Source organism: Paenibacillus sp. FSL L8-0333, from assembly GCF_037965665.1.
GTDB lineage: Bacteria > Bacillota > Bacilli > Paenibacillales > Paenibacillaceae > Paenibacillus_AQ > Paenibacillus_AQ odorifer.
This window is the reverse complement of sequence record NZ_CP150186.1, coordinates 2,072,248-2,094,256: the sequence shown is the minus strand read 5'-3', so window position 1 is coordinate 2,094,256 and position 22,009 is coordinate 2,072,248. Positions and strand designations below refer to the sequence as shown.

The window sequence follows — 22,009 nt, the reverse complement described above, 5'->3', positions numbered from 1 at the left end:
TGTAATGTACTCACTGTTCATTCTCCTCTCTTTTAATAGATATCATTTAGCTTTTTAGATACATAAAAGTAGACTAAGGTAATCAGACCTACAATAACTGCTGTGGCAAAACCAACCGCACTACCGTAGCCAAATTGCTGAATGCTTGTACCTCCACTGGATACAGGGAAGAACAGCTTATACAGGTACAGGTACATAACTTCCGTCTTGCCATAAGGACCGCCTTCGGTAAGCACCATAATACTCTCATAGCCTTTTAGGGAGGCGGTAATAGCGAGCATAATGATCATTTGCAATACAGGTCCGAGCATGGGAACGGTGATGTTCCACATTTTTCTGAAGGGTCCAGCTCCATCTATAGATGCCGCCTCATAGAGATCCTCAGGAATGTTCTGTAAACCAGCGATAAAGAGCAGCATATAGTTACCGATAGCCCCCCATATCGCAATCATAATAGCTGTTAGTAAGGCATATTTCGGCCCTAGCCAATCTATCGGAGCGGAAATAATTCCAGAGCCGACCAATAGCTGGTTAACCATCCCATTGTATGAATTAAAGATAACGTAGAATACGATGGCCATAACCGAAGCACTGATTACGGTCGGCATAAAGTAAATCGCTCTTAGCAGCTGCCGCCCTTTCAAAGCACGGTTAAGGACAACCGCCAGTAAAAATGATAATGGCAAGGTGATGAGCAGCTTGCCTCCAGCGTAGATAAAGGTGTTGACCACTGACTTCCAGAATTCCTGATCCCTTAATAAGCGCTCGAAATTCTCCAGTCCGATAAACAGGGGTTCGCCGAAGCCCTGGTAATCATAGAACATGTACTTCAGAGCCCAAAAGATCGGATATACTCCAAAAACCAGCGTCAGAATCAAACTGGGAGCAACGAAGGTCCAGGCGTTAATTTGACGTTTTGATAAATTCATTTATTGTTCCTCCTGTCCATTGGACTAAGCTTATGTCCTTAATGATAATTCTATCCGTTCGTAACGGTTAGGGAGAAAGCGACTGCGCTTGGGGGAGAATTTCACTTTTTCAGTTGCTTTGTCCCCTTTCCTTCATTTGTTTATCTATCCCGCCCTTCGTAAAGCCACGTTTATACTAATTAAGAGAAAGCTCACCCACGAAATATGACAACTTTACAAGGAGGTTAGAACTACCGATGATTTCAGCATATGGTGGCGGTACACGCCCCTTCGGGTGTTATACGGAAGGAGAGCTGGAGGGCATACGCCTTAGAATCGAACAGCTTCCCAAGGTCCGGCAAGAGTACGAAAGACAACGGCAGCTATCTGAACAATTTGCCAGCCGAGAAGCTGCTGCGCCACTCCATAAACTCGGCGTGTTCCGGGTAGAACCCTTTGTTTTTAAAACCCCTCCCAGTACGGCCTTCCTGAAGCTTTCTGTACAGATTCGGGGAAAGGGCACGGCACGCATCGGGGGCTTGCGTCTGACTCATTCGCAGCTTGGCTTGCCGGTTGAACTAGCGAATGGCGGTCTAGAATCTGGGATGCTGGGGTGGAGTCAGGACCGAGAAAACGGAAGCAAAGTATATCTAGAGAAATTGGCCAGCTGGCAGCAGGGTCTTCAGCCATCTGGTGTGACTCCATCTGGCGCCACTCTGGCAGACGATTTGCAATGTATCTGCATCAGTAATGAGGAAGTGAAGGGATTGACAATCCTTCATTATGGAGAGACCATACCTGTATACGAAGGTGATCATTACAGCATGCAGACAGCACTCAGTCTGGAAGCTCCTCTAGACGAAGGAATCTGCATCGGGGTCCATTTTCTAAATGCTGCGGGGCAGCCGTTGGGAACCGAGCAGCTCTCCCCGCTTTTTAATCGGCCGACGCTTACCAATTGGGCCTACCTGCTGGAGGCTACGGGAACGGACGCCAATATGTATATGATCACGGGTGAAAGTGAATTTGCGGTTCGAGCCAAGCAAAAGCTCCAGTACATGCTTGCCGATATGCGGGTAGGCATGGATATTTTCCGTAGAGACGGCTGGCATGACGATGATACTTACGGCGCGGTGCATATCGGGAGGGGGCTCGCTGCTGCTTCGGTAATCTACGATCAGATTGCTGGCAGCAGTGTATTCCTCACTGGAGAAGAAACCGAACTTCTCGCTCATTTCCGGTATATCGCAGACATGATGATGGATACCCACTACTACCGGTTTGATCTGGAGACCTTCCCAGATGAAAAGGGAGGAAAACGCAGTAATTGGAATGCCGACCGGGCAACCGGACTGGGTGTATATGCCCTCCTCTTTCCCAATGAAAAACAAAGTGAGGCATATCTTGATCATGCCCTCTCTGTCATCAACTGGCAGCTGGCAGAAGTGGTGGATTCAGACGGCGCATGGCCAGAAAATATTCGCTACCATGGCGCAGTATTGCATCGCTATTTTCTCTTCTTCGTCCTATTAAAGCGTTTGAAGGGCATTGATTATTTCAAGCATGAAAAGGTTAAGGGCATGTACCGTTTCCTAATCGGCACAGTGACTGTACCCGATATTATTCAAGGAGGCTCTTCTGGCTCCCCCATCCTGCTTACACCAGCGGTCGGCGATGCCAATGTGCAGGAACAATGGTTTCGCCTGCTTGGATACGCTGCCCCATTCTATATGGACGAAGACCCCCAGCTTGCCGGGGAAATGCTCTGGACGTGGAAGCACGGCGGAGAACCGATTGAGGATAGTGGCGCATTTCCTCTGCCTCTGGTCGCGCTGTTATATCCACAGCCCGATTTAGCAGAACAAAGGCCTGCACTCGACTCCGTACATTATCCCGATATCGGTTATGTCATCTTCCGCAACGGAGAACAGAACCTTCAGCATTATGCAATCTACGAGGCTTCACCGCTGACTTATCACGCTCATCACGATGAAGGGCACTTCTCCATCTGGGCAGATGGTGTTCCAGTAACCCTTGATTCTGGAACGGGAGGTTATTATAACGGGGATCGGCATTGGTATGTATCCAGCGCAGCTCATAATGTTGTCCAATTTACCGATTCATTCGGAAATTTTGCCAATGGCCCACTGCAAAGCACTTGCAAGGAAGTACGCTTCTCAGAAGAGTTAGATCATGCCAGCAGTCTTATTCCAGATGCTAACGCCAGGGAATATGAGCGGAATTTCTTATTCATTAAAGCAGGCTTTAACGTCTACTTGATATGGGATCGAATCGAGGGAGCATCGAACAGCGTCTGGAATCTGCATACACTCAGTACTGATGCAAGTATCATGGAGCAATCCATTGATGCAGCTTGCCTGAACGGCAAGCACCTAAGCGCTTATATCGCCGAGCCAGAACTTCCAGTGATTACAATGGGAGAAGGCGCTGTAGCCGGGAATTATCCGCTGGCAGAGCAGCAACATTTCCGTGTTTATGGTGGTACAAGCGACTACGTCATTCTGCTTCATCCCCGGACAGAAGATGCTCCTTCACTACAGCTTGAACAGCTTGATTATGAAGAGGCTGTCGAAGGAGTACGCTTGTACAGGATATCCCGTACGGATGGAAAATGGTTTATCGCCGCCATCAACGGCACCAAGGAGGAACGCCTTGTTACTATTCCGGGTCTCGGACCGCTTAGGCTTCTCGGAGAACCTGAGTCAACGTCCGGGCAACCTGAACCAACCCAATTAAGAATTGAGGCAGGCAAAATTCATATCGCCATGCCCCGATAACTATATAGAAGGAGGAAGATTAGAACATGAGCAATCTTGGAGTATGGGAACCAGCAGAACCGGGAGTTAAACGCTGTATCTTGAATGCTGCAGCCAGTCTGATGATGATGGAGGTTCATTTCGAAAAGGGAGCCGAGGGCTATGAGCATAGCCATCCTCACGAGCAGATGAGCTACTGTCTGCGTGGAAGCTTTGAATTTCGTATTGACGGCGAGAAGCATAAGGTAACCGCGGGGCAAAGTATTGCCATACCGCCAGATGCAAAGCACGGTGTAACCGCATTGGAAGCAGACTCCGCGCTGCTCGATGTCTTTACACCAATCCGCGAGGATCTGCTGAAACGCTAATAAATATATATCTGGCAGCAAAAAAAGGCCCAATCATTCCATTTCTTAGGGAATGATTGGGCTTCTGTTATTTTTCAGCTTGGTACCGTTCCACTTCAAGTGATGCTAATAACAATGGAGCGACGCCCATAGGCACATCCGACAGTACGTCCTCAGAGATATAGTAATCGTATGAGCCATTACGGTCTTTGCTCAGACCCGCTCCATGACAAATCTGGTGCAAGTGAACACCTTGTTCATCCTCTTCAGTCAAATGCGTCAGAATGCCTTCATATCCTTGCAACATCGCCTCTATAAAAGAGGGTTCCAGATAACCTAATCTTAGTCCCTTAGCCATCGCATAAACAAACATGCACGAGCCGGAAGCTTCAAGATAATTGCCTTTTCTCCCCGCTTGATCTAACACCTGGTACCAGAGGCCAGTCTCCTTGTCTTGAACCTCCAGAAGCGCGCCGCACATCCGCTGGAAAATGCCAATGATCGTCCCCCGCTGCGGATGAGTGAGCGGAAAATGCTCCAGGCAATCAACCACAGCCATCGCATACCAACCCATCGCCCGGCTCCAGAAATGAGAGGACAATCCGGTAGACGAGTCAGCCCATTCTTGCTCTTTGGACTCATCCCAGCCATGATAGAGCAGGCCGGTCCGTGGATCGCGGGTCCGTCGCTCGACCAGCAGCAGCTGATGCGCCGCTTCGTCAATCAGTTCAGGTCGTTGAAAGACCTTGCCGTATTCCGCTAGGAATGGCGATGCCATGTACAGCCCGTCCAGCCACATCTGGAAAGGGTATACCTTCTTATGCCAGAATCCCCCTTCGGAGGTGCGGGGATGTCCAATAAGCTGTGCGGCCAGCAAATGGGCTGCTTCAGCATACCGTTTTTCTCCGGTTTTCTGGTATAGCAGGAACAGGTTTTTCCCCTCGTTAATCTGGTCCAGATTATATTCTTCCAGCCTGTAGGTACGGATGGAACCATCTTCTCCAATAAATGTGTCCATATGCCGCTCCATAAAGGAGATATACTCAGGCTGGTCGAGCTGAACACCCGCCCGGGCCATTGCCATCAGCAACATGCCCGGAACATACGCCCATCTTTCCAGCACATATTCATGCTCTCCCTGCTTGTTGCACCCTCCAAGAATCGTATTCGCAATTTTACTGGACAAGCGAACGGTTGTTGCTTCAGTTATAGACATCCTTATTCCTCCTTCGTTTGTCATCCATATGAAGTCTAATCTTATGCTCAGGTGAGCTGCTTGCGCAGCCAGGCAAAGGCTGGTTCACCATGAATCTCATGACCTCCGGTGAAGAAGTCCGCTTCTACCTGTCCGATATGATTCGCCGACCTGTAAATCGTCTGCAACTGGGTTAAAGCAGATTTTGTTCCGCGCGGGCCAAACAGATGATCGGCATCTCCCGATTCGAGGAACAGGCCACGTGGGGCAATGAGGCCCAGTAGATCAGGCATCTCCGCTTCCAGCAAAATCCCTGGAATATAATTGTCAAGGCAATGATTGCGTGTCAGAATACTGTCCACGAAAGTATTGGCATACCCGCTTACGACCGCACAAGCGATTCGTTCGTCAAGTGCAGCTGTGAAGCCAGCTACCAGTCCTCCACCGGAAATACCCATAATTCCAATCCGTTCGCTCTCAACCTCTTTTCTTGTCTGCAAATAATCCAGTGCCCGCATGGTTTCGTAGATACGGTAGCCGGCCATCGTCTTCCCAACCATCAACAATGCTGATGACAGGCGGAAGCAGGAATTACGTCCAGGCTCCCCGCTTGTTAGGTCTTCTTCCAGTCGTCTGTCGCCAAAGCCGAACAGCTCCGGAGCCGCCACTACAAAACCCTGTTTTACCAGTGAAACAGCGAAGTCCTTGTGCAGCCCGGGATCTCCCTGCCGATCCGATCCGTCCGGATTCAAGCCTACGATCTCCCGGCTTCCATAGCCATGTCCATGAATGGCAAGAACGGCAGGGGCAGGGGTAGAGAACGGCTGATCCGGGATCAAAAGATACAGCGGCATGCGCAACCCTTCATAGGTAGTTATCTCTATACGTTCACGGGTATACCCGGAGCAGACTGTACGTTCCAGCAGAACCGGTTGCAGCTCCTCAGCTATTTCTGGAAAGCCACCTAATCGCTCCGTAAATGCTGCGGTAAGCTCATCGCGCCATTGCTGAAAGGGTATATCTTTGCTGAAAGCCGAGTTGCGTTGAGCTGAACCAGATAGTTCTTTCATGTATTGTTCCAGAGGCTCCATCCGAAGTGCTCCTTCCCTTAATATCCTTCAGGATGCCAGCCATCAAGCACGGACAGCACCCTATACTCCGCAGCTTCCTGTGGAATCAGCTGCCGCGACCATGCAGCTCTGGCTTCGGGATTAGCTCCCGGTCCACTGCTGCCATATTCTTCATAGCGGCTAGTTTCCTCCCTGTCCGGCTGCCCCCAATTATGCCAGCCTTCGCCGATAATCGAACTGTCCATGACCGTGCGGATAAAAGCAACATGTGCATAAGGGCGCCAAGGTCTGCCAAGATACACTTCACTTACACCTTGACCGCCAGTAATTTCACAATCGAGGAATACATAACCAAACGATGCGTCTTCAGGCGTTGATGCGGCTGTAATATATCCTCTGGAACGTTTGTTATGCAGCCGGCAACGTTCAAACAAAGCCGTAGCCGCGCCAAAAATATAATCCACATCGCCTTCAATGTAGCATTCGTTATAATATTGCTTCCCTTGCCCTGTATACAAAGTATCCTGATCACCCAGCAGGCGTACACGCCGGAATACAGCATGACCAGCATCAACAAAAGCAGCCACCGCCTGGCCAGTGCCGGGACCTGATGCATTTCGAATGGTCAGATTTTCAGCCGTGAAATGCTCAGCGAATACATTCAAGGTGCCGGATTTGAACGTGCCAAGCGGCTCTCCGTCCGGACCTAAAGTATGGGCGTTGTCTGACCAGGTAATGATGGTGGAATTCGTGTCTTCCCCCAATAGCAGAACCGGAGGCGTTCCCTGTTTCACTGTAATTTTTTCCTCGTAAATGCCGGGTTTGATACGAATCGTCACTTCTTCCTTGTGTTCCTGTGGAATTGAATCCAACGCTGCCTGTAGACTACTGAATCCTTCGTCGACACTCTTAGAGACTGTAATTAACATCTGCGGCTCCTTTCCTATCAACCTGAGTTTATTCTATAATAACCGTAACGCTTCGTAAGAGAAGAGGAGAATTATGACTAGCCTGACTAGCCCCAATCACAAATATCATATTGAAGAAGACCGCTACAGCATCCAACATATGAAACGTAAAGGCATCACTGCTATGCCACGTCCCCACAGCCATAACTTAGCCGAGCTGTACTATCTGATACAAGGGGAGCGGGTATACTTTGTGGACGACCGAGTCATTACGGTTCATAAGGGTGAGCTTATTCTTATCTCCGGCCGGGAGCTTCATTCCACAGCAAGCTCGGAAGTAGCCGAGTTCGAGCGGATTCTGATCAACTATGATCCTGCTCTTCTACCGCCTTCCCTGCAGAGTGAAGCCATCTGGTTTCATGACCGCGGGTACCGCTTGTTCAAGCTGACCCTGCGCGAGCAGGACGAAGCGGAAATCCTAATGAACCGGATGCTGGAAGAATGCCGGTTGCAGCGGCCGTATTACGAAACCAGCGTAATCGCTTTATTCTCCGAGCTGATGATTCTCCTTCAGCGTTCAGAGAGTATCTCACAAGCTGGAGGGACGAAACATCCGCTCCATCATCTAGTAACTGATGTAGCCACCTATATCCGCGATCACTACCGTGAGGCCCTTACTCTGGAAGAGACTGCAAGTAATTTTTACATTAGTCCTTCATACTTGAGCCGGGTATTTCACCGATTGACGGGTTTTCACTTTCGGGAATACATCGTTCATGTCCGCGTAAGGGAAGCCGAACGCCTGCTTGTCGGATCTACAGGCAAAATCCAGGAGATCGCCTCCGCTGTCGGATTTGAACATCTTTCCCATTTCAATAAAACATTCAAAAAATCAACCGGTCTGACCCCGCTCCAATACCGAAAAGAAGCAAGGTCACACCCACGGAAGTTCAAGACGGATTTCCATCATCCATAGAATTTTTTATCTCTCTGTGATCGTCAAATCTTCGGAATTAGTGAGCGTGACGTGGCTGCATCTATGCGCTGTTATCTTCGGCATTTCCGAAGTCTGCAACCGGATACGATCCAGCTTAAGCCCCGTAGCATGCCGCAGCACAATTCCCCGGTCACTCACTGCGTGGAATTTTTCAATGGTTAGATCAGCAAGCGGCATCTCCGGCAGCCCGTTAACCAGTAGAGCGGTTGCCGCACCATGGCACACAATGTTCTTCAGGGTAATCTTCCGAAATTGCGGAGTTTCCTCTGTAACCGAAAATAACTGCTCGTCATACCCTTCCGATCCTTCAACCCCTGCATAGAACATATGAAAGGATACAGCCTCGTGGATGATGCCGGTCATGTTGATATTCTCCATTACAATATCCTCCACCACACCGCCTCTTCCCCGGGTGCTTTTGAACCGCAGGCCGATGTCCGTGCCGATGAACAGGCAGTCACTAACTCGAACTGCATGTACACCTCCGGACATCTCGCTGCCGATCACAACGCCTCCATGTCCATGATATACCGTGCAATTCCGGATGGTAATATACTGGCAGGGCATTCCCCACTTACGGCCTTCCTCATCCTTGCCTGACTTGAGACAGATGGCGTCATCACCCACATCAAAGCTGCTGTGCTCAACTAGAGCATGCGTGCAGGATTCCAAATCAAGGCCATCCCCGTTCTGCGAATACCAAGGATTACGTACCTGAACATTTCGTACGGTAATCTGTTCGCAACCAATGGGATGAAGACACCAAGCAGGTGAATTCTGGAAGGTCGGCCCTTCCAGCAGCACCCGCCGGCAGTTGCGCAGGCTAAGTAACGTCGGACGCAGATACGTACGAGCAGGCAGATAAGCCTCCATACTAGTTTCTCCCTTGTCCCACAGCTTCCGGCAGAAGTCCTCACCTTCCATGGCTTCCCGGGAAGGCCACCATACTTCGCCCTGGGGATCAAGTACTCCTCCAGATTCGATCAAACGCTCCCATTGCTTCTCGGTCATCTTAAACCGCTTCACTGGACGCCAGCCTTCACCGCTGCCGTCGAATATTCCCTCACCGGTTATTGCCACATCGCTTAAGCCTTCTCCATCGAGCGGAGCCTGACAGCGCCAGCCGGCATTCCCCTCATAATGGGAAGAAAGTAGCGGATACAAGGTATGATCAGGATCAAACTGCACCAATGCTCCCTTGTCTACATACAGATTAATTCGACTATGCAAAGTAAGAGGTCCTGTGCGCCAGATACCAGCGGGAATAACAACCTTTCCGCCTCCCGCTGCAGCGCAGGCGTCCAGTGCAGCCTGAATAGCAGAGGTACATAGCGTTAATCCACCCTCTTCCGCCCCATAATCCGTGATTGTAAAAGTCCGCTCGGGAATCTGGGGAAGCTCGGGAATCGGATACGTATTGGTTACAAGATTGCTGCTCATTGAATTTCACCTCCTCCTATTACTCAAGTCCTTCATAGCTAAACCAGTCGAAATCAGCATAGCTTTCGCTCTTTGCACCTTGAGAGCTTGTGTACATCCCGAGGTATGCTCCTGTGAACCCTCCGGCCAGATCGGTGCTGAGCACTCTGCCATCCGTCCGTTCGCAGAAGGCTGTCCACTTGGCGGCTTCAGAAGGTCTGTAATAGAAGCTGTACTCTTGTCCTCTGGCTTCCACCTTAAGCTGTACCTGATCCTGTGGATATGGCACTGACGCCAGCAGCTGCTCGCTGCCCCCCATCCGATGAATCAGCTGTAATACACGTTCGCCTGCCTCCAGCCCCAGTTCATAACGGAAGTGGTGATCCGCATTTTGGAGGAGAACAAGACCAGCCACTTCCCCTTCTGCAGCGGGACTAAACGTCATATCAGTCGCCGCCCTGAAGCTCAAATGCTGCTGGCGTCTACCGATATAAGATGGATTGGCAATCTCCGAGAGCCGTTCTGGCTTCAGGCGAAGCCGCAGAACTCCGGGCTTGTCGGTGAGACTCCAGAATTCACCCCGCGGTGTCCGCAGGAAATTCCAGATCGGTGCCAGCTCATAACCTATAAACTCATCGCGCGCAGGCAATTCCGGCCATTTTGTCTCCGGCAAATCCGGAGCCTCCGTCTCAAATTCCAGCACCCCTTTGCCGGGATTGACCACAGGCCATTCGTTCTCCCAGATTACCGGTGTCAGGAAGGTTTCACGTCCCAGATTGCGGTAATAACCACCGCTGGTTCGTGAAGCCAAGCAGAACATCCACCAGTCACCATGCTGAGTCTCCACTAGCTCTCCATGACCCACATTAACAATAGGATACGCTCTGCCAAGATGGCGATGCGTCAGAATCGGATTGGCTTTATGGCCCTCATAAGGACCTGTCACACTCTTGCTTCTGGCAATCGTAATCGCATGAGTATGCCCGGTTCCGCCCTCGGCAATCAGCACGTAATACCAAGCGCCGATCTTATAAATATGCGGTCCCTCTTGCGCATGAGCTACCTTGAGTGCGCCTTGCCAAATACTATGCTTCGGACCGATTAGCTTCCCTTGGCTGAGATCAATCTCCTGCAGCCAGATATCCATATGCTTCGGATAATCCTGCCCTTCCGGCGGAACACGGTTGCCGGTATAATACACCTTGCCGTCTTCATCGAAGAACAAAGAGGAGTCAATACCGGGTGCATCCTCCAGCCATACAGGGTCAGACCAGTCTCCGGCCGGATCGGTTGTTGTTACATAGAAATTATGCTGGTTCTTGTCATTGTCAATAAAAGTAGTAATCATATAGAAAACTCCCTCATGATAGCGGAGCGTCGGTGCCCAAATGCCCATGGAGGGAATCGAGTGATCCAGATTGAGCTGGGACGGGCGGTCCAGTACATGGCCAAGCTGGCGCCAATTGACCAGATCCTTGCTGTGGAAGATAGGAACGCCTGGGAAAAATTCAAAGCTTGAAGTCACAAGATAATAATCTTCACCAACACGGATAGCGGAAGGGTCAGGATAAAATCCCGGCAGCACTGGATTGCGGAATGTTCTCATTAAAAGTAATCCTCCTCAAAACAATTCAAATGTAAGCACCACCAATTATAGTTCGTATAAGTTTAACTTTCTTGTATTTTCTATGTTCTATTTCTTCATTTTTATACTTTCATGCTATATTGCCCATATTTCACTCCTTGTCAGCGAATAGCCTTTCCCTCTAGAATGGGTGTAATAGGATTTACCTGAAGGGGTGAGCAGCTTGGGAAAAAGAAAGAAATTGTACTCCCGCTTTTTTATGAGCCTAACCGCGATTTCAGTTTGCTGTATTCTAGTACTGGCTGTAGTGATCTTTTATTGGTACCGGAATATTACGATAGATAATGTCAACAAGGCGAACCAAAATGTACTGGTGAATACTGAAACCGTTTTTACAAACTATGAAGAGATCGTCCAGAATTACGCTATGGACTTCTATAGGAATCCAAACATCAACGCGCTCATGATGAATGGCGATACCAGCTGGAGCGATCAGTTGTACAGTGCCCTAAGCCAAATCCGCGGAGCATTGGTTGTGAACCAATATATGGAGAATGCCTACATCATGGGAGTGGATGAGCCTGTTGCCATGTTCGAAAACCTTCCGCTAAGCCCTGAATCCAAGCTGGAGCTGTTCTCGAGAATGCGGGATAACATTATTGTTGAATCACCGTTTCTGTGGGAGGCAACCTTGAATAACGGTGCCCCCATTACCCTGCTCACCGTGTTCTATAATGACCGGGCATTTGCGGATAGCGAATATAATGGTGCGGTAGCGCTGACCGTCAATTTGGGAAAGCTGCAGAATAATCTGTTTACGCAAAAAGAAGGCGAAGCCACCCGTTACGCTGTGCTTGACGGAAAAGCATCGGTGCTCATGCACAGTGCATTATCTGACATCTCTCTGGAAGAGGGCATGTTAAAGCAGGTGGTGTCCTCCACCTCTGAGAGAGGCTCTTTTGTCTATAGGGGAGGTGAAGAGCCGCAGCTGATTACTTATGTATATTCTGCAGCGGACAAGCTGTGGTTTGTGTCGGAGACTTCCTACAAGGATAGCATCCGTGATATCTCCAATGCCCGCAATCTGATGACTGGCCTATGCTTGGCCTTGATTGCCGCCGCATCTATAACCGCCAACCTGATCTCGCGGCGGATGTATAAGCCAATCGGCCGGCTGTTCGGCAATATCGCTCATCTATCTGGCAATGAAGAAGCGCTGAAAACCGGTGGCGATTTCGATACCGTAAGCCAGGAGCTCGAACAGATTGGCGTTAAGCTGGAGCAGCTAAAAAAAGAAAGCGATGATAGCGCCTTGATGCGGTGGCTGCTTTCCCCGCAGAGAACACCGGAGAACAGCAGGACACCCCTGATGAGTATAGCCGCTGCTGGGGGAGCATATTGTGTATGCGTGCTGGCCGCTCTGGAGCCCGAACAACCTGAAGACTCCGACTTCCGGCATACCTTTGAGGAAAACATACAGCAGATTGAACATGCCTTCTGTGAACTTGCAGCCATTCAATCCTTCCGCCCGCATCAGGGCACTGCTGTGCTGATTCTGAGCGAGCTTCACAGCGGCAGCTTCGGCGATTACGCTTTGTACCGCGGCAAATGGGAAGAAGTCGCCGCTCAGCTGCAGCTTTCCGGAGCCTGCTGCGCCTTCGGAATCAGCGGGCTGACGGATGATTTAAACCTACTGAGGGCTAAATACAATGAAGCTGCGGACTGTCTGCAATATAATAAATTTCATGTGCAGCAGAACATCATCTTTGCCGATGATACGATCCATCTGAACAGCAGCCCAATGCCCGACAGTGCCCTTGAACCGGTACTGCAAGCCGTTAAGCAGACGGAACTCTCTAACCATATTCCGCAGGCAGTGGAGAGATTGCTGGCAGTAGCCTGCAGTTACCGTGTCGAGCCTGCCACCATCGCTTTATCGAGACTGGTCTTTGAGCTCAGTCGCACGGCTGAGCTTAATGCAGACGTCCAGCATTCCGGCTTTCTAGATAATTACCAGCATATCTGGCAGATCCAAAGCTATGACAAGCTATGGAATTGGATTGTAGACAGCTGTTATACCGCCCACGAGCGCATTGCCAGCATGAGTGCTGTACAGACCAAGAGCATTGCTGGTGAAGCCATTTGTTATATCAGAGATCATTATGATGACTCCAGGCTCTCCCTTAATGCCCTTGCCGACAAGCTATCGCTAAGTCCCGCTTATCTCAGTAGACTTATTGCCGACGAAGTAAACTGCAGCTTTCCCGATTTCGTTAACCTGCTGCGTCTGGAGCAGGCGCAGATGTTATTAGTCACAGAGCTTGGCTTGGATATCCGGGAAATTGCCGAGAAAGTGGGCTACAACAGCAGCACCTATTTTACAACCCAGTTCAAAAAGCGTTATGGGGTTACACCTTCCAAATGGAGAATGAATCATATTCTGCAAAAACAGAATCTTCCTGATTGACCCGCTAAAAGTAAGGAACAAAGGGGATGTCCCGGCAGCATTTTCATAGCCGGAGACATTCCCTTTTTGACTTTCTATGAATAATCCCTCGCGTCGCATATACTATGAGATTTCCCTTTAAATCAGGCTTTTTAGCACCTAAAAAACAAAAAAGTTCTGTTTTTTTCGTTTTTTTAAGCCGTCCTTTTCCGCTTTTTTTAACTTTTTTCCGTTTATTATGATAGCGTTTACATTCCGGGTGGATTTATGATTTTCATGTAAAGCGTTCTCCTAAAACAAGGGACGGAAATGACAACGCTAGTATAAAGGAGTGGACTGTTAATGATGCAAGAGGCTACATCGGAGACACAAGGAATGCCAAGTCCGGGAATCAGGACGGCCAAAGCCAAGAGCTTCCGTAAATCCCTAAGGAAGGACAGCTCGCTTTATTTGCTCGCTCTTCCGGGAATCGTCATTCTAATTCTTTTTGCTTATCTGCCGATGAGTGGTCTGATTCTCGTCTTTAAAAATTACAACTTCAACGACGGAATCTTCGGCAGCCCGTGGGCCGGCTTCTCTAATTTCGAGTTTTTCTTCTCTAGTATGGAAGATTCTCTTAGGGCTACACGCAACACGGTGATGTTAAATGCGCTGTATATGCTAACCGGCACGTTTTTTTCAGTGGCCATCGCCATTATTCTAAATGAGCTGCGCAGCAAATGGTTTATCAAAATCACGCAGAGCGTCATGTTTTTCCCGTATTTTATTTCCTGGATTATTATCGGAGCCATTCTGTTCTCCCTGCTGGATTACGACAAAGGCATTATGAACCAGTTGCTCCAGACATTCGGCTTCTCTCAGGTTGACTGGTATTCCAGCCCTTGGCTGTTCGTAATCATTCTCGTGCTAGCGAATATCTGGAAAAGCGCTGGTTACGGCGCCATCATCTATTATGCGGTGCTGCAAGGCATCGACACTTCCTATTATGAAGCTGCAAGAATCGATGGTGCCTCCAGATGGCAGATTATCACCAAAATTACGGTGCCAATGCTGATTCCGTCGATCATTCTGATGACGCTGCTGGGCATCGGGGGCATGCTGAAAGGCGATCTCAGTATGATTATGGGGGTAACGTTCCTGAATCCGTTGCTTCTGCCGACTACCGACATTATCGATGTGTATGTATACCGCACAGCCATCCGTTCCGGTGAATTCGGCTTTGCTTCAGCCATTACGCTCTATCAATCCGTCTTTGGTTTCATTCTGGTGCTGGTGGCCAACAAATTAGCCGGCTGGTATGACAAAGACAGCAAACTATTTTAGGAGACTGATAAGATGCAAACTACCGAAAACAAAGGCCTGCTCATTTTCTTTTACATCTGTATTGCCGTATTTTCAGTAATCTGTCTAGCGCCGTTTATTCTGGCAGTATCCGGCTCATTATCTACCGAATCCAGAATCGCCGCGGAAGGATATTCGTTCTGGCCCAGAGGCTTCACCTTTGAAACCTATGAATTCCTGTTTGGCTCCAAGGCGCAGCAGATTCTGCGGGCGTATTCCATGTCGGTGATCGTTACGGTGCTGGGTACCGTGTCGGCCGTATTGGTGACCACCGCTTATGCTTATGTCATATCCGTTAAAGGCTTCCGGCTCAAAAATTTCTTCGCCTTTTTCGCCTATTTTACAATGCTGTTCAGCGGAGGAACGCTGCCATGGTATCTGCTTAGCACCAAATATTATCATTTGGGCGATACGCTCATCGGCCTGTTCATCCCTTATGTGCTAAGCGTCTTTCTGATGTTTCTCATGGCTAACTATTTCCGCAGCATCCCGCATGAAATTGTGGAATCTGCGCAAATCGATGGTGCCGGACATCTGCGTATCTTCTTCAGCATTATGATTCCGCTGGGCCGCGTCGGACTGGTCACCATCTCGCTCTTTTACGCACTGCAATTCTGGAATGACTTCTATTTGCCACTAATGCTGGTATCCGATCAGGATCTCTATACGATTCAATATTTGATGTACAACATGATGGCGAACATTCAGTTCCTGGCTTCCGGCAACGCTGCTCAAATTGGTGGAGCTATCATCGCACCGCCACTGGAGACAGCCAAAATGGCAATGACCTGTCTGACCGTTTTGCCAATCGCCATATTATATCCTTTTCTCCAGCGCTTTTTTGTCAAAGGCATTATCGTAGGTTCAGTCAAAGGCTAATTTCCAGCAAAGATACCAAATTATGTTCGGTTGCACCGGGTTTATGCTCCCCTACTTCTTGATGTACAATGGGACTTAAGGGAGCTCGACCTTTGCAATAGATGCCTCAAACATTATGATTCTATTTCAGGAGGGTTCATCATGAAAAAGAAAAAAGGTTGGTTAAGTTTGCTCCTAGCTGCGGTGTTCTTGGTAAGTGGCTGTGCTCAGGGCAACAATGAAAGCGCTCCCCCTAGTTCTGGGACTGGAAATGAAGGTACCTCTTCCTCTACGGATAGCGGTAGTAATGACGGCAGCGCCTTGACTCCTGCCAAATTGAAAATTGTGCTGTACGGGGATGAGTCCAACCGGATGAAGGAACTAGCGAAGACATCGTTCTACGACACTATTAAGAAAGAAATCAATGCTGAGGTTGAATTTCAGTTTCTTCCTTGGACCGAATATGGCGGCGGCAAAACTGACTTAATGCTGTCTACGGGAGAAGACTTCGCAACCTATACAGATGCCAATTACATGGTAAAATCTGTGGCAAAGGGGCTTTATGCCGACCTCACTCCGTATGCCGATGCAGCAGCTGATTTGAGTAAAAATGTGGACGAGGCCTCCTTCAAAGCCTTTCAGCTGGAAGGCAAGCAGTATGCGATCCCCGTCGGCAACAAACCGAATTCTGCGGAATTCTACAGTGCGCTAGTTAGACAGGATTTGCTTGAAGAAGCCGGCATGACACAGGTCACTTCACTGGGGGAACTAGAGCAGTTCTATGATAAGGTCCATGCCATTCATCCCGAACTGATCGGGTACGCCAACACCGATGCACGCAGACTCCTACAATATGATTACACGGACAAAAACCTCTATTGGCAAAATGATTTTATTGCCCTGGATGAGTCTGTGAAGGATGATAAAATTATTAGCTGGTTTGAAACCGAAGAGTTTAAGAGTTATGCGAGCCTAATGCACGGCTGGTATGAAAAAGGAATCATTCCGAAATATGCCGCCACCAATGTTCCGCAGCTGCAGTCTGACTGGAACTCCGGTAAAGCGATGTTCTGGGCCGGCACAGCGGCACGCCCATTCGAAGGTGCGGCAACCATCTCACAAGCAGTGCCTGATGCCAAACTGGTCAACTATTTCCTCGGCAGCGGCCGTCCAAAAATCAGCCGCGGCACTTACAGCACCGCCTTTTTCGTCTCCACCGCAGCTAAAGACCCTGAACGTTACGTCATGTTCTTCAATCTGCTGCAAAAAAACCAGGAGCTGTACGACTTGTTCGCCTACGGGATAGAAGGAACAGACTATACGCTGGATGAAAACGGGCGTTTGACTAAAATAACCACTGATTCGCTGATCCCCGACTGGCTGCTGATGAACAAAAACTTCATGCGTTTCGATAACACGGTACCGGACGAATTCATTGCAGAATATAAAGCTTGGGACGATGGAGCTATCATTTCCAAAGGTGCCGGCTTCAACTTTGACAATACACCCGTCAAGAATGAAGAAACGAAGCTGAACGGCGTATTCACTGAATACCTCGCTCCGATCGGCAGCGGCTTCAGCGATTATGACACCGCCTTCCCCAAAGCGCTGGACAGACTAAAAGCAGCGGGAATAGACAAATATATCGCTGAATACCAGAAACAATTTTCCGAATGGTACGCTAAGCAGCAGTAAGCACCGCCGCGGCAATTATCATACAGCTCAAGAAGCGTGTCTCCATTAAGGAGCACGCTTCTTTTGGCCTTCGAACGCCGTAGTGAAAGCGGTATAATGGCCAACCTTGAATCAATACGACGGCGAGCAGGATAATTCAATTGGTCACCGAATACTTAAATCAGGTTTTAGGTCATAAAAGGATAAGGGTGAGTTATGTGCAAAATGATTACGTTTGGGGAATTTTCGTTGCTGATACTCTTAGAATTATTTTCAAAGTAACCTGAAGGATAAGAGGGAAACTGCTCATTGGTTAAAAAGCGCAAAAATAAAAATTTAAGCGGCATTTTATAGTGGAGATATACTCGTTATAGGTTAATACTATAAATGTTATTCCTATTATATATTAGACCAATAAACGCCTATAGCGCTATTATGTTATTTATAATAATAACGTGGAGGGATAGTCTGATGTCTATTTATGATTTTCAAGCAAAGTCAATTCATGGTGAGCCTGTTGAATTGTCCATTTATCGTGGAAAAGTTCTGCTTATTCTGAACACTGCCAGTAGGTGCAGCTATTCTCGCCAATTACCTGATCTCCAAAAAATTTACGAAATTCACCATGAGCAAGGGTTTGAAATACTTGGTTTTCCTTGTAACCAATTCAACGAGAAGGAGCCAGAAAGCAACTCGGAAGTACATGAATATTGTGAGAGCAACTTTGGAGTTAAGTTTCCTTTATTTGAGAAAGTTGAGGTTAGGGGACCGTCTGCCCATCCTTTATTTCAATATCTAACACAGCAAGCACCATTTCAAGGATTCGATACTGAGACATCAGGCGGTAAATGGATGCAGGATTTTCTGCAGGAAAAGTATCCGGACATATATGCCGGCGATGGGGTTAAGTGGAATTTTTCAAAGTTTTTAATCGATAGAAACGGTCATGTATACGGTAGATACGAAACAACGACTAAACCTTTTGACATAGAGCCATTTATTGAGTCACTTCTTTTAAATTAAATGAATCCGATTGGTAATTTAACCAACAGAGAACGATAGTTTAACATAAAGGGTTTACATATTAGGCATGCAAAACATTTAGAACCCTTTATGTTATTTAAATATCTTTTCTTACTTTGATTAAATAATATAAAGTCAGAATAAATTGTATTAATAAGATAAGATATAAGCCAATAACCAGTAATACATAAAGAATTGCCTGTCCTCCCCCCATATGATTAGTTAAGCCAACCTGTAAGGAAAAAAAGAGCATTGTGGTACCCACACAGATAAGGAGTAATAGTTCCAATTTTTTTCAAATAGATGTTTTATAAACCATAGATAACTTACAATGCACAACAAAAGAACAGCACTATAAAAAAACAAGGAATCATAATGAGTTACAAATAGGCTCCCTCCACCAATAGAAAAGACTATACCTATAACTAAAAACCACATCCCCACTCCAATCTCAGCACTTAAAGTAATAAAAAAGAAACTCATTATCATATTTATGCTCCCTTGGCTCGCTTCTCGCTTCTCGGTTTCCATATTTTCCCTCTCCATTTTTTATCGGATTACTTCCTTTATTTATGTATATATCTTTACTGCCTGACGACGATACCGATTTCTTTCAACTGAAGCACCATCTTTTTGACTTCAATAAAAAGACAACCTTCTTCAAGAAGGTTGTCTTTTATGTGATCAAGCGCTTGCTTGTAAGCTAAGCAAACTCCCCATCGTAAGTTCTTATTCACTAATCGTTGCGTTATCGTATAAGTCAACCAATTCGTCGAAGGAGGTAATAATGACATCAGAGCCCTTCAGCTCATCCTGACGTCCGAAGCCTGCATAGGCGCAGCCGATTACGGTCTGGCCATTTCCTTTACCTGCCTGAACATCAGAAGAACGATCCCCAACCATCCAGGCACTGCTGATACCATGATTATCCAAAAGAATACGTAGCAGCTCGGTCTTAGTCGCAGTGCCTTGACCTCCCGCACTATACAAGCCTTCGAACAACGCCTTAAGCTCATGCACCACAACGATGCTGTGAATATAATCCTCCAGCCCGTTGCTAGCCACAAACAGCTTCACTCCGCGCTCTTTAAGCGCTGTCAGTGTCTCAACCACCTGTGGATACAGTAGTGTGCCTCCGGCTTCAAGCCCTTCAATCTCCAGCTGCAGGAGCAATTCATCCGCCCGGCGGTGCACGGCTTCATCTGCTTCAGGCATAACATTCTTCCAAATGTCTGCCAGCAACATTCCTAAGCAGCCTAGAATACGTTCTTCTGGTGGTGTAGGTCCTACGTATAGTCCCTCTTCCCGCAAAATATCGAACATTTTATGATATGCAGGCAATAAAAGACTTTCAGTCTGGAACAATGTTCCATCCATATCAAATACAATCGCTTCTGGCTTGTTCAGTTTCGCATGAACCACGTTTTGTTCCGTTCCTTGTACTTCGTTACTCATCTGTTGTTCCTCCCCATTCTGTTCTACTTCAGGTAAGACATTCATCTGTGCGATATTTCCAGTACAAGCCCTATGATATATGAAATCGCTTTGTAATGTCCATGCTCTTAACTTTTTCTGTTGCAGTTTATATTTCGTTGTGCTATATTTCAATCTGTAATATTACAACTTGAAATATAAAGGAGAAATAACCATGTCAAATCCATTAATCATACGCTTCCTCAAGCAGCCTGCTACCATCATTGGAATTATAACTGCACTGTTGTTCCAAGTTTTTTTCAGCTTAATTTGGATTACAGGGTACGATCATGTAACGGATCGGGTAGATCAGTTGCCCATTGCTATTGTTAATGAGGATGGTACAAATGCCCAGCCTATAGTCGATGGGATTGCAGGATCACTTCAGTTCGTAACCAGACAGGATCTCCAACTAGAAAATGCAAAAGAAGCACTTGAGCATAGAGAAATCCGCATGATTATCAATATTCCCCAAGGGTTCACTGGACAGATCAGTAATCCATCTGCAAAGACTGAACTCCACTACTTCTTAAATGAATCTAATCCGCAGATGGTCAGCAATGTCATGCAGACGGTAGCACTTAAAGTCACGGCTGCAATGAACACTCAAAGCAGTAATTCAGCACTAAGCCACACCTTGGATGCTATGAATCTGCCGCAGGCACAAGCGGAGATCATCAAAAGTGCTGCAAGCAGCCGCATTTCCGCCAACGTCGAAATCATTAACCCTACAACTAATTTTGCACAAACTATGGTTCCCTTAATGATCGTTACCGCCTCATTTACCGGTGCTATGTTACTCGCGATGAATCTCCATAAAGCTTCCTCCAACTTGTCTGGACAATTTAGTAAATGGAATCGCTTTGCAGCCCGATTTGTCATAATGGGTGGAACGGCTGTGCTTATCTCACTAGTGGGAACTATCATGGTTAACTCACTCGGTATCCACTCTAATCGTGGCTTTCTGCTTATGTGGCTGTTCGAGTTCACGGTAATTCTCTCCTGTATGATCCTTGCTCAGTTTAGTCTGCTGCTCCTCGGGGATGCTGGCGGCTGGCTAAATATTGCCCTTCTCTCCATGCAAATGTTAGCGTCCGGAGCAACTATTCCACGCGATGTGCTTTCACCTTTTTATAACTGGATCGGTCCCTTTTCGCCCGCTTACTATGCAGTTAATGGTATGCTCGACCTGGTTATCGGGGGTAACGGGGTATGGAAAGATATGTTCTATTTACTCTGTATTGGGGCAACAATTGCTGTATTAAGCGTACTTGTCACTTTCCTTCGTAAAGAAACTCGGATCTCACGAGAACAAGAGCCCGTGTCAGTAAATGCGTAATTATACAGTTTGCCACTCCGGCTATGCCATTTCAAATTGAGAGCGATATGCAGTTGTGATATGGTAGGAAGTGAAAGAAAGGAGCGGCAATGATTTATGAACATACAAGATGTTATTCTGGGGATTTTAAGCGAAAAACCTCATTCTGGTTACGAGATAAAACGACATTTCGAGGAATACTTCTCATTTTTCTTCGATGCCAGCTATGGCACGATCTATCCTACCCTAAGCAAGATGGAAAAGCTGAATCTGATCACTAAAGAATCTGTGCGACAGGAAGGCAAACCCGACAAAAATGTATTCACCATTACCTCTGCCGGCTTGGATCAGTTCCACGCTTATCTACAATCACCAGCCGAAAAAGATGTTCTGCGTTCTGACTTTTTTATGCACCTGTATTTTGGGGAAAAGACGGACAAAGAGAACATAGATAATCTGCTTCGGCAAGCATTGATAGAAAAGCAGGCAATGTACGACGATCTGGAACAGAAGTTGAACCAGCTAGATTACAAGTTATCTTCCTACCAGAAGTTGTGCATGGAGCTAGGCCTCGTACAATATGATGCTTTTATCAAAAAAATCCAAAGTGTGCTAGAGTCTAAATAAAACCCGCTTTCGAAAGTACACCATAAAAAAAAGAACCGGTATT

18 protein-coding genes are annotated in these 22,009 nt (G+C 47.4%); 10 read left to right on the top strand and 8 right to left on the bottom strand.

All coding sequences use genetic code 11. From position 1 onward, the window contains the following. Positions 1 to 32: 32 nt before the first annotated feature. Positions 33 to 929: a sugar ABC transporter permease gene (locus NYE72_RS09015; RefSeq protein WP_038569654.1), complete on the bottom strand. Its 897-nt coding sequence runs from the start codon at positions 927 to 929 to the stop codon at positions 33 to 35. A gap of 236 nt (positions 930 to 1,165) precedes the next feature. On the opposite strand from NYE72_RS09015, the gene NYE72_RS09010 reads away from it, so the two are divergent. Both NYE72_RS09010 and NYE72_RS09005 read left to right on the top strand, forming a co-directional pair. Further along, positions 1,166 to 3,706: a heparinase II/III family protein gene (locus NYE72_RS09010; RefSeq protein WP_076140862.1), complete on the top strand. Its 2,541-nt coding sequence runs from the start codon at positions 1,166 to 1,168 to the stop codon at positions 3,704 to 3,706. Between the two features lie 26 nt (positions 3,707 to 3,732). After that, on the top strand, positions 3,733 to 4,053 hold the full coding sequence (locus NYE72_RS09005) for a cupin domain-containing protein (protein ID WP_036683993.1): 321 nt from the start codon (positions 3,733 to 3,735) through the stop codon (positions 4,051 to 4,053). 67 nt (positions 4,054 to 4,120) lie between these two features. Here NYE72_RS09005 and NYE72_RS09000 read toward each other — a convergent pair whose 3' ends face one another. Genes NYE72_RS09000 through NYE72_RS08990 form a run of 3 tightly spaced genes read right to left on the bottom strand, consistent with a single transcriptional unit; the run spans position 4,121 to position 7,226 of the window. Beyond that, on the bottom strand, positions 4,121 to 5,248 hold the full coding sequence (locus NYE72_RS09000) for a glycoside hydrolase family 88 protein (RefSeq protein ID WP_036683994.1): 1,128 nt from the start codon (positions 5,246 to 5,248) through the stop codon (positions 4,121 to 4,123). A 47-nt stretch (positions 5,249 to 5,295) separates the two neighbouring features. Then, a complete protein-coding gene (locus NYE72_RS08995) occupies positions 5,296 to 6,318 on the bottom strand; it encodes an alpha/beta hydrolase family protein (protein ID WP_036683996.1) in 1,023 nt (340 codons plus the stop codon). Between the two features lie 17 nt (positions 6,319 to 6,335). Beyond that, on the bottom strand, positions 6,336 to 7,226 hold the full coding sequence (locus NYE72_RS08990; protein WP_036683998.1) for a pectinesterase family protein: 891 nt from the start codon (positions 7,224 to 7,226) through the stop codon (positions 6,336 to 6,338). Between the two features lie 73 nt (positions 7,227 to 7,299). Between NYE72_RS08990 and NYE72_RS08985 the strand changes: the two genes are divergently transcribed. Continuing rightward, positions 7,300 to 8,181 carry an AraC family transcriptional regulator gene (locus NYE72_RS08985; RefSeq protein WP_076140860.1) on the top strand — a complete coding sequence of 294 codons (882 nt, stop codon included), beginning with the start codon at positions 7,300 to 7,302 and terminating at the stop codon, positions 8,179 to 8,181. A gap of 6 nt (positions 8,182 to 8,187) precedes the next feature. Here the strand turns inward: NYE72_RS08985 and NYE72_RS08980 are convergent, their stop codons facing one another. Both NYE72_RS08980 and NYE72_RS08975 read right to left on the bottom strand, forming a co-directional pair. After that, positions 8,188 to 9,642 carry a glycoside hydrolase family 28 protein gene (locus NYE72_RS08980; protein ID WP_038569644.1) on the bottom strand — a complete coding sequence of 485 codons (1,455 nt, stop codon included), beginning with the start codon at positions 9,640 to 9,642 and terminating at the stop codon, positions 8,188 to 8,190. Positions 9,643 to 9,661: 19 nt separating this feature from the next. Next, positions 9,662 to 11,227: a glycoside hydrolase family 43 protein gene (locus tag NYE72_RS08975; protein ID WP_076140858.1), complete on the bottom strand. Its 1,566-nt coding sequence runs from the start codon at positions 11,225 to 11,227 to the stop codon at positions 9,662 to 9,664. Between the two features lie 202 nt (positions 11,228 to 11,429). Between NYE72_RS08975 and NYE72_RS08970 the strand changes: the two genes are divergently transcribed. The 5 genes from NYE72_RS08970 to NYE72_RS08950 all read left to right on the top strand — a co-directional run bounded on the left by NYE72_RS08970 (position 11,430) and on the right by NYE72_RS08950 (position 18,548). Further along, positions 11,430 to 13,673, top strand: a complete 2,244-nt coding sequence (locus NYE72_RS08970; protein WP_076140857.1) for a helix-turn-helix domain-containing protein — start codon at positions 11,430 to 11,432, stop codon at positions 13,671 to 13,673. Positions 13,674 to 13,994: 321 nt separating this feature from the next. After that, positions 13,995 to 14,975, top strand: coding sequence for an ABC transporter permease subunit (locus NYE72_RS08965; RefSeq protein ID WP_051491306.1), 981 nt, complete (start codon positions 13,995 to 13,997; stop codon positions 14,973 to 14,975). 12 nt (positions 14,976 to 14,987) lie between these two features. Beyond that, positions 14,988 to 15,872 carry a carbohydrate ABC transporter permease gene (locus tag NYE72_RS08960; protein ID WP_036684008.1) on the top strand — a complete coding sequence of 295 codons (885 nt, stop codon included), beginning with the start codon at positions 14,988 to 14,990 and terminating at the stop codon, positions 15,870 to 15,872. 141 nt (positions 15,873 to 16,013) lie between these two features. Continuing rightward, entirely contained in the window at positions 16,014 to 17,546 is a 1,533-nt protein-coding gene (locus NYE72_RS08955; RefSeq protein ID WP_094902490.1) for a DUF3502 domain-containing protein, read from the top strand. Positions 17,547 to 17,996: 450 nt separating this feature from the next. After that, positions 17,997 to 18,548 (top strand): glutathione peroxidase, encoded by a 552-nt coding sequence (locus NYE72_RS08950; RefSeq protein ID WP_339211718.1) that lies wholly within the window; start codon positions 17,997 to 17,999, stop codon positions 18,546 to 18,548. Between the two features lie 222 nt (positions 18,549 to 18,770). On the opposite strand, the gene NYE72_RS08945 is transcribed toward NYE72_RS08950, so the two are convergent. Together NYE72_RS08945 and NYE72_RS08940 are read right to left on the bottom strand one after the other, a co-directional pair. Further along, positions 18,771 to 19,079 (bottom strand): hypothetical protein, encoded by a 309-nt coding sequence (locus NYE72_RS08945; protein WP_339211717.1) that lies wholly within the window; start codon positions 19,077 to 19,079, stop codon positions 18,771 to 18,773. Positions 19,080 to 19,277: 198 nt separating this feature from the next. Beyond that, on the bottom strand, positions 19,278 to 20,003 hold the full coding sequence (locus tag NYE72_RS08940; protein ID WP_051491308.1) for an HAD hydrolase-like protein: 726 nt from the start codon (positions 20,001 to 20,003) through the stop codon (positions 19,278 to 19,280). 193 nt (positions 20,004 to 20,196) lie between these two features. On the opposite strand from NYE72_RS08940, the gene NYE72_RS08935 reads away from it, so the two are divergent. Both NYE72_RS08935 and NYE72_RS08930 read left to right on the top strand, forming a co-directional pair. Further along, the gene (locus NYE72_RS08935) at positions 20,197 to 21,360 is read left to right on the top strand and encodes an ABC transporter permease (protein ID WP_051491309.1); all 1,164 of its coding nucleotides are present in this window, start codon (positions 20,197 to 20,199) and stop codon (positions 21,358 to 21,360) included. Positions 21,361 to 21,456: 96 nt separating this feature from the next. After that, the gene (locus NYE72_RS08930; RefSeq protein WP_036684013.1) at positions 21,457 to 21,966 is read left to right on the top strand and encodes a PadR family transcriptional regulator; all 510 of its coding nucleotides are present in this window, start codon (positions 21,457 to 21,459) and stop codon (positions 21,964 to 21,966) included. Positions 21,967 to 22,009 lie beyond the last annotated feature (43 nt).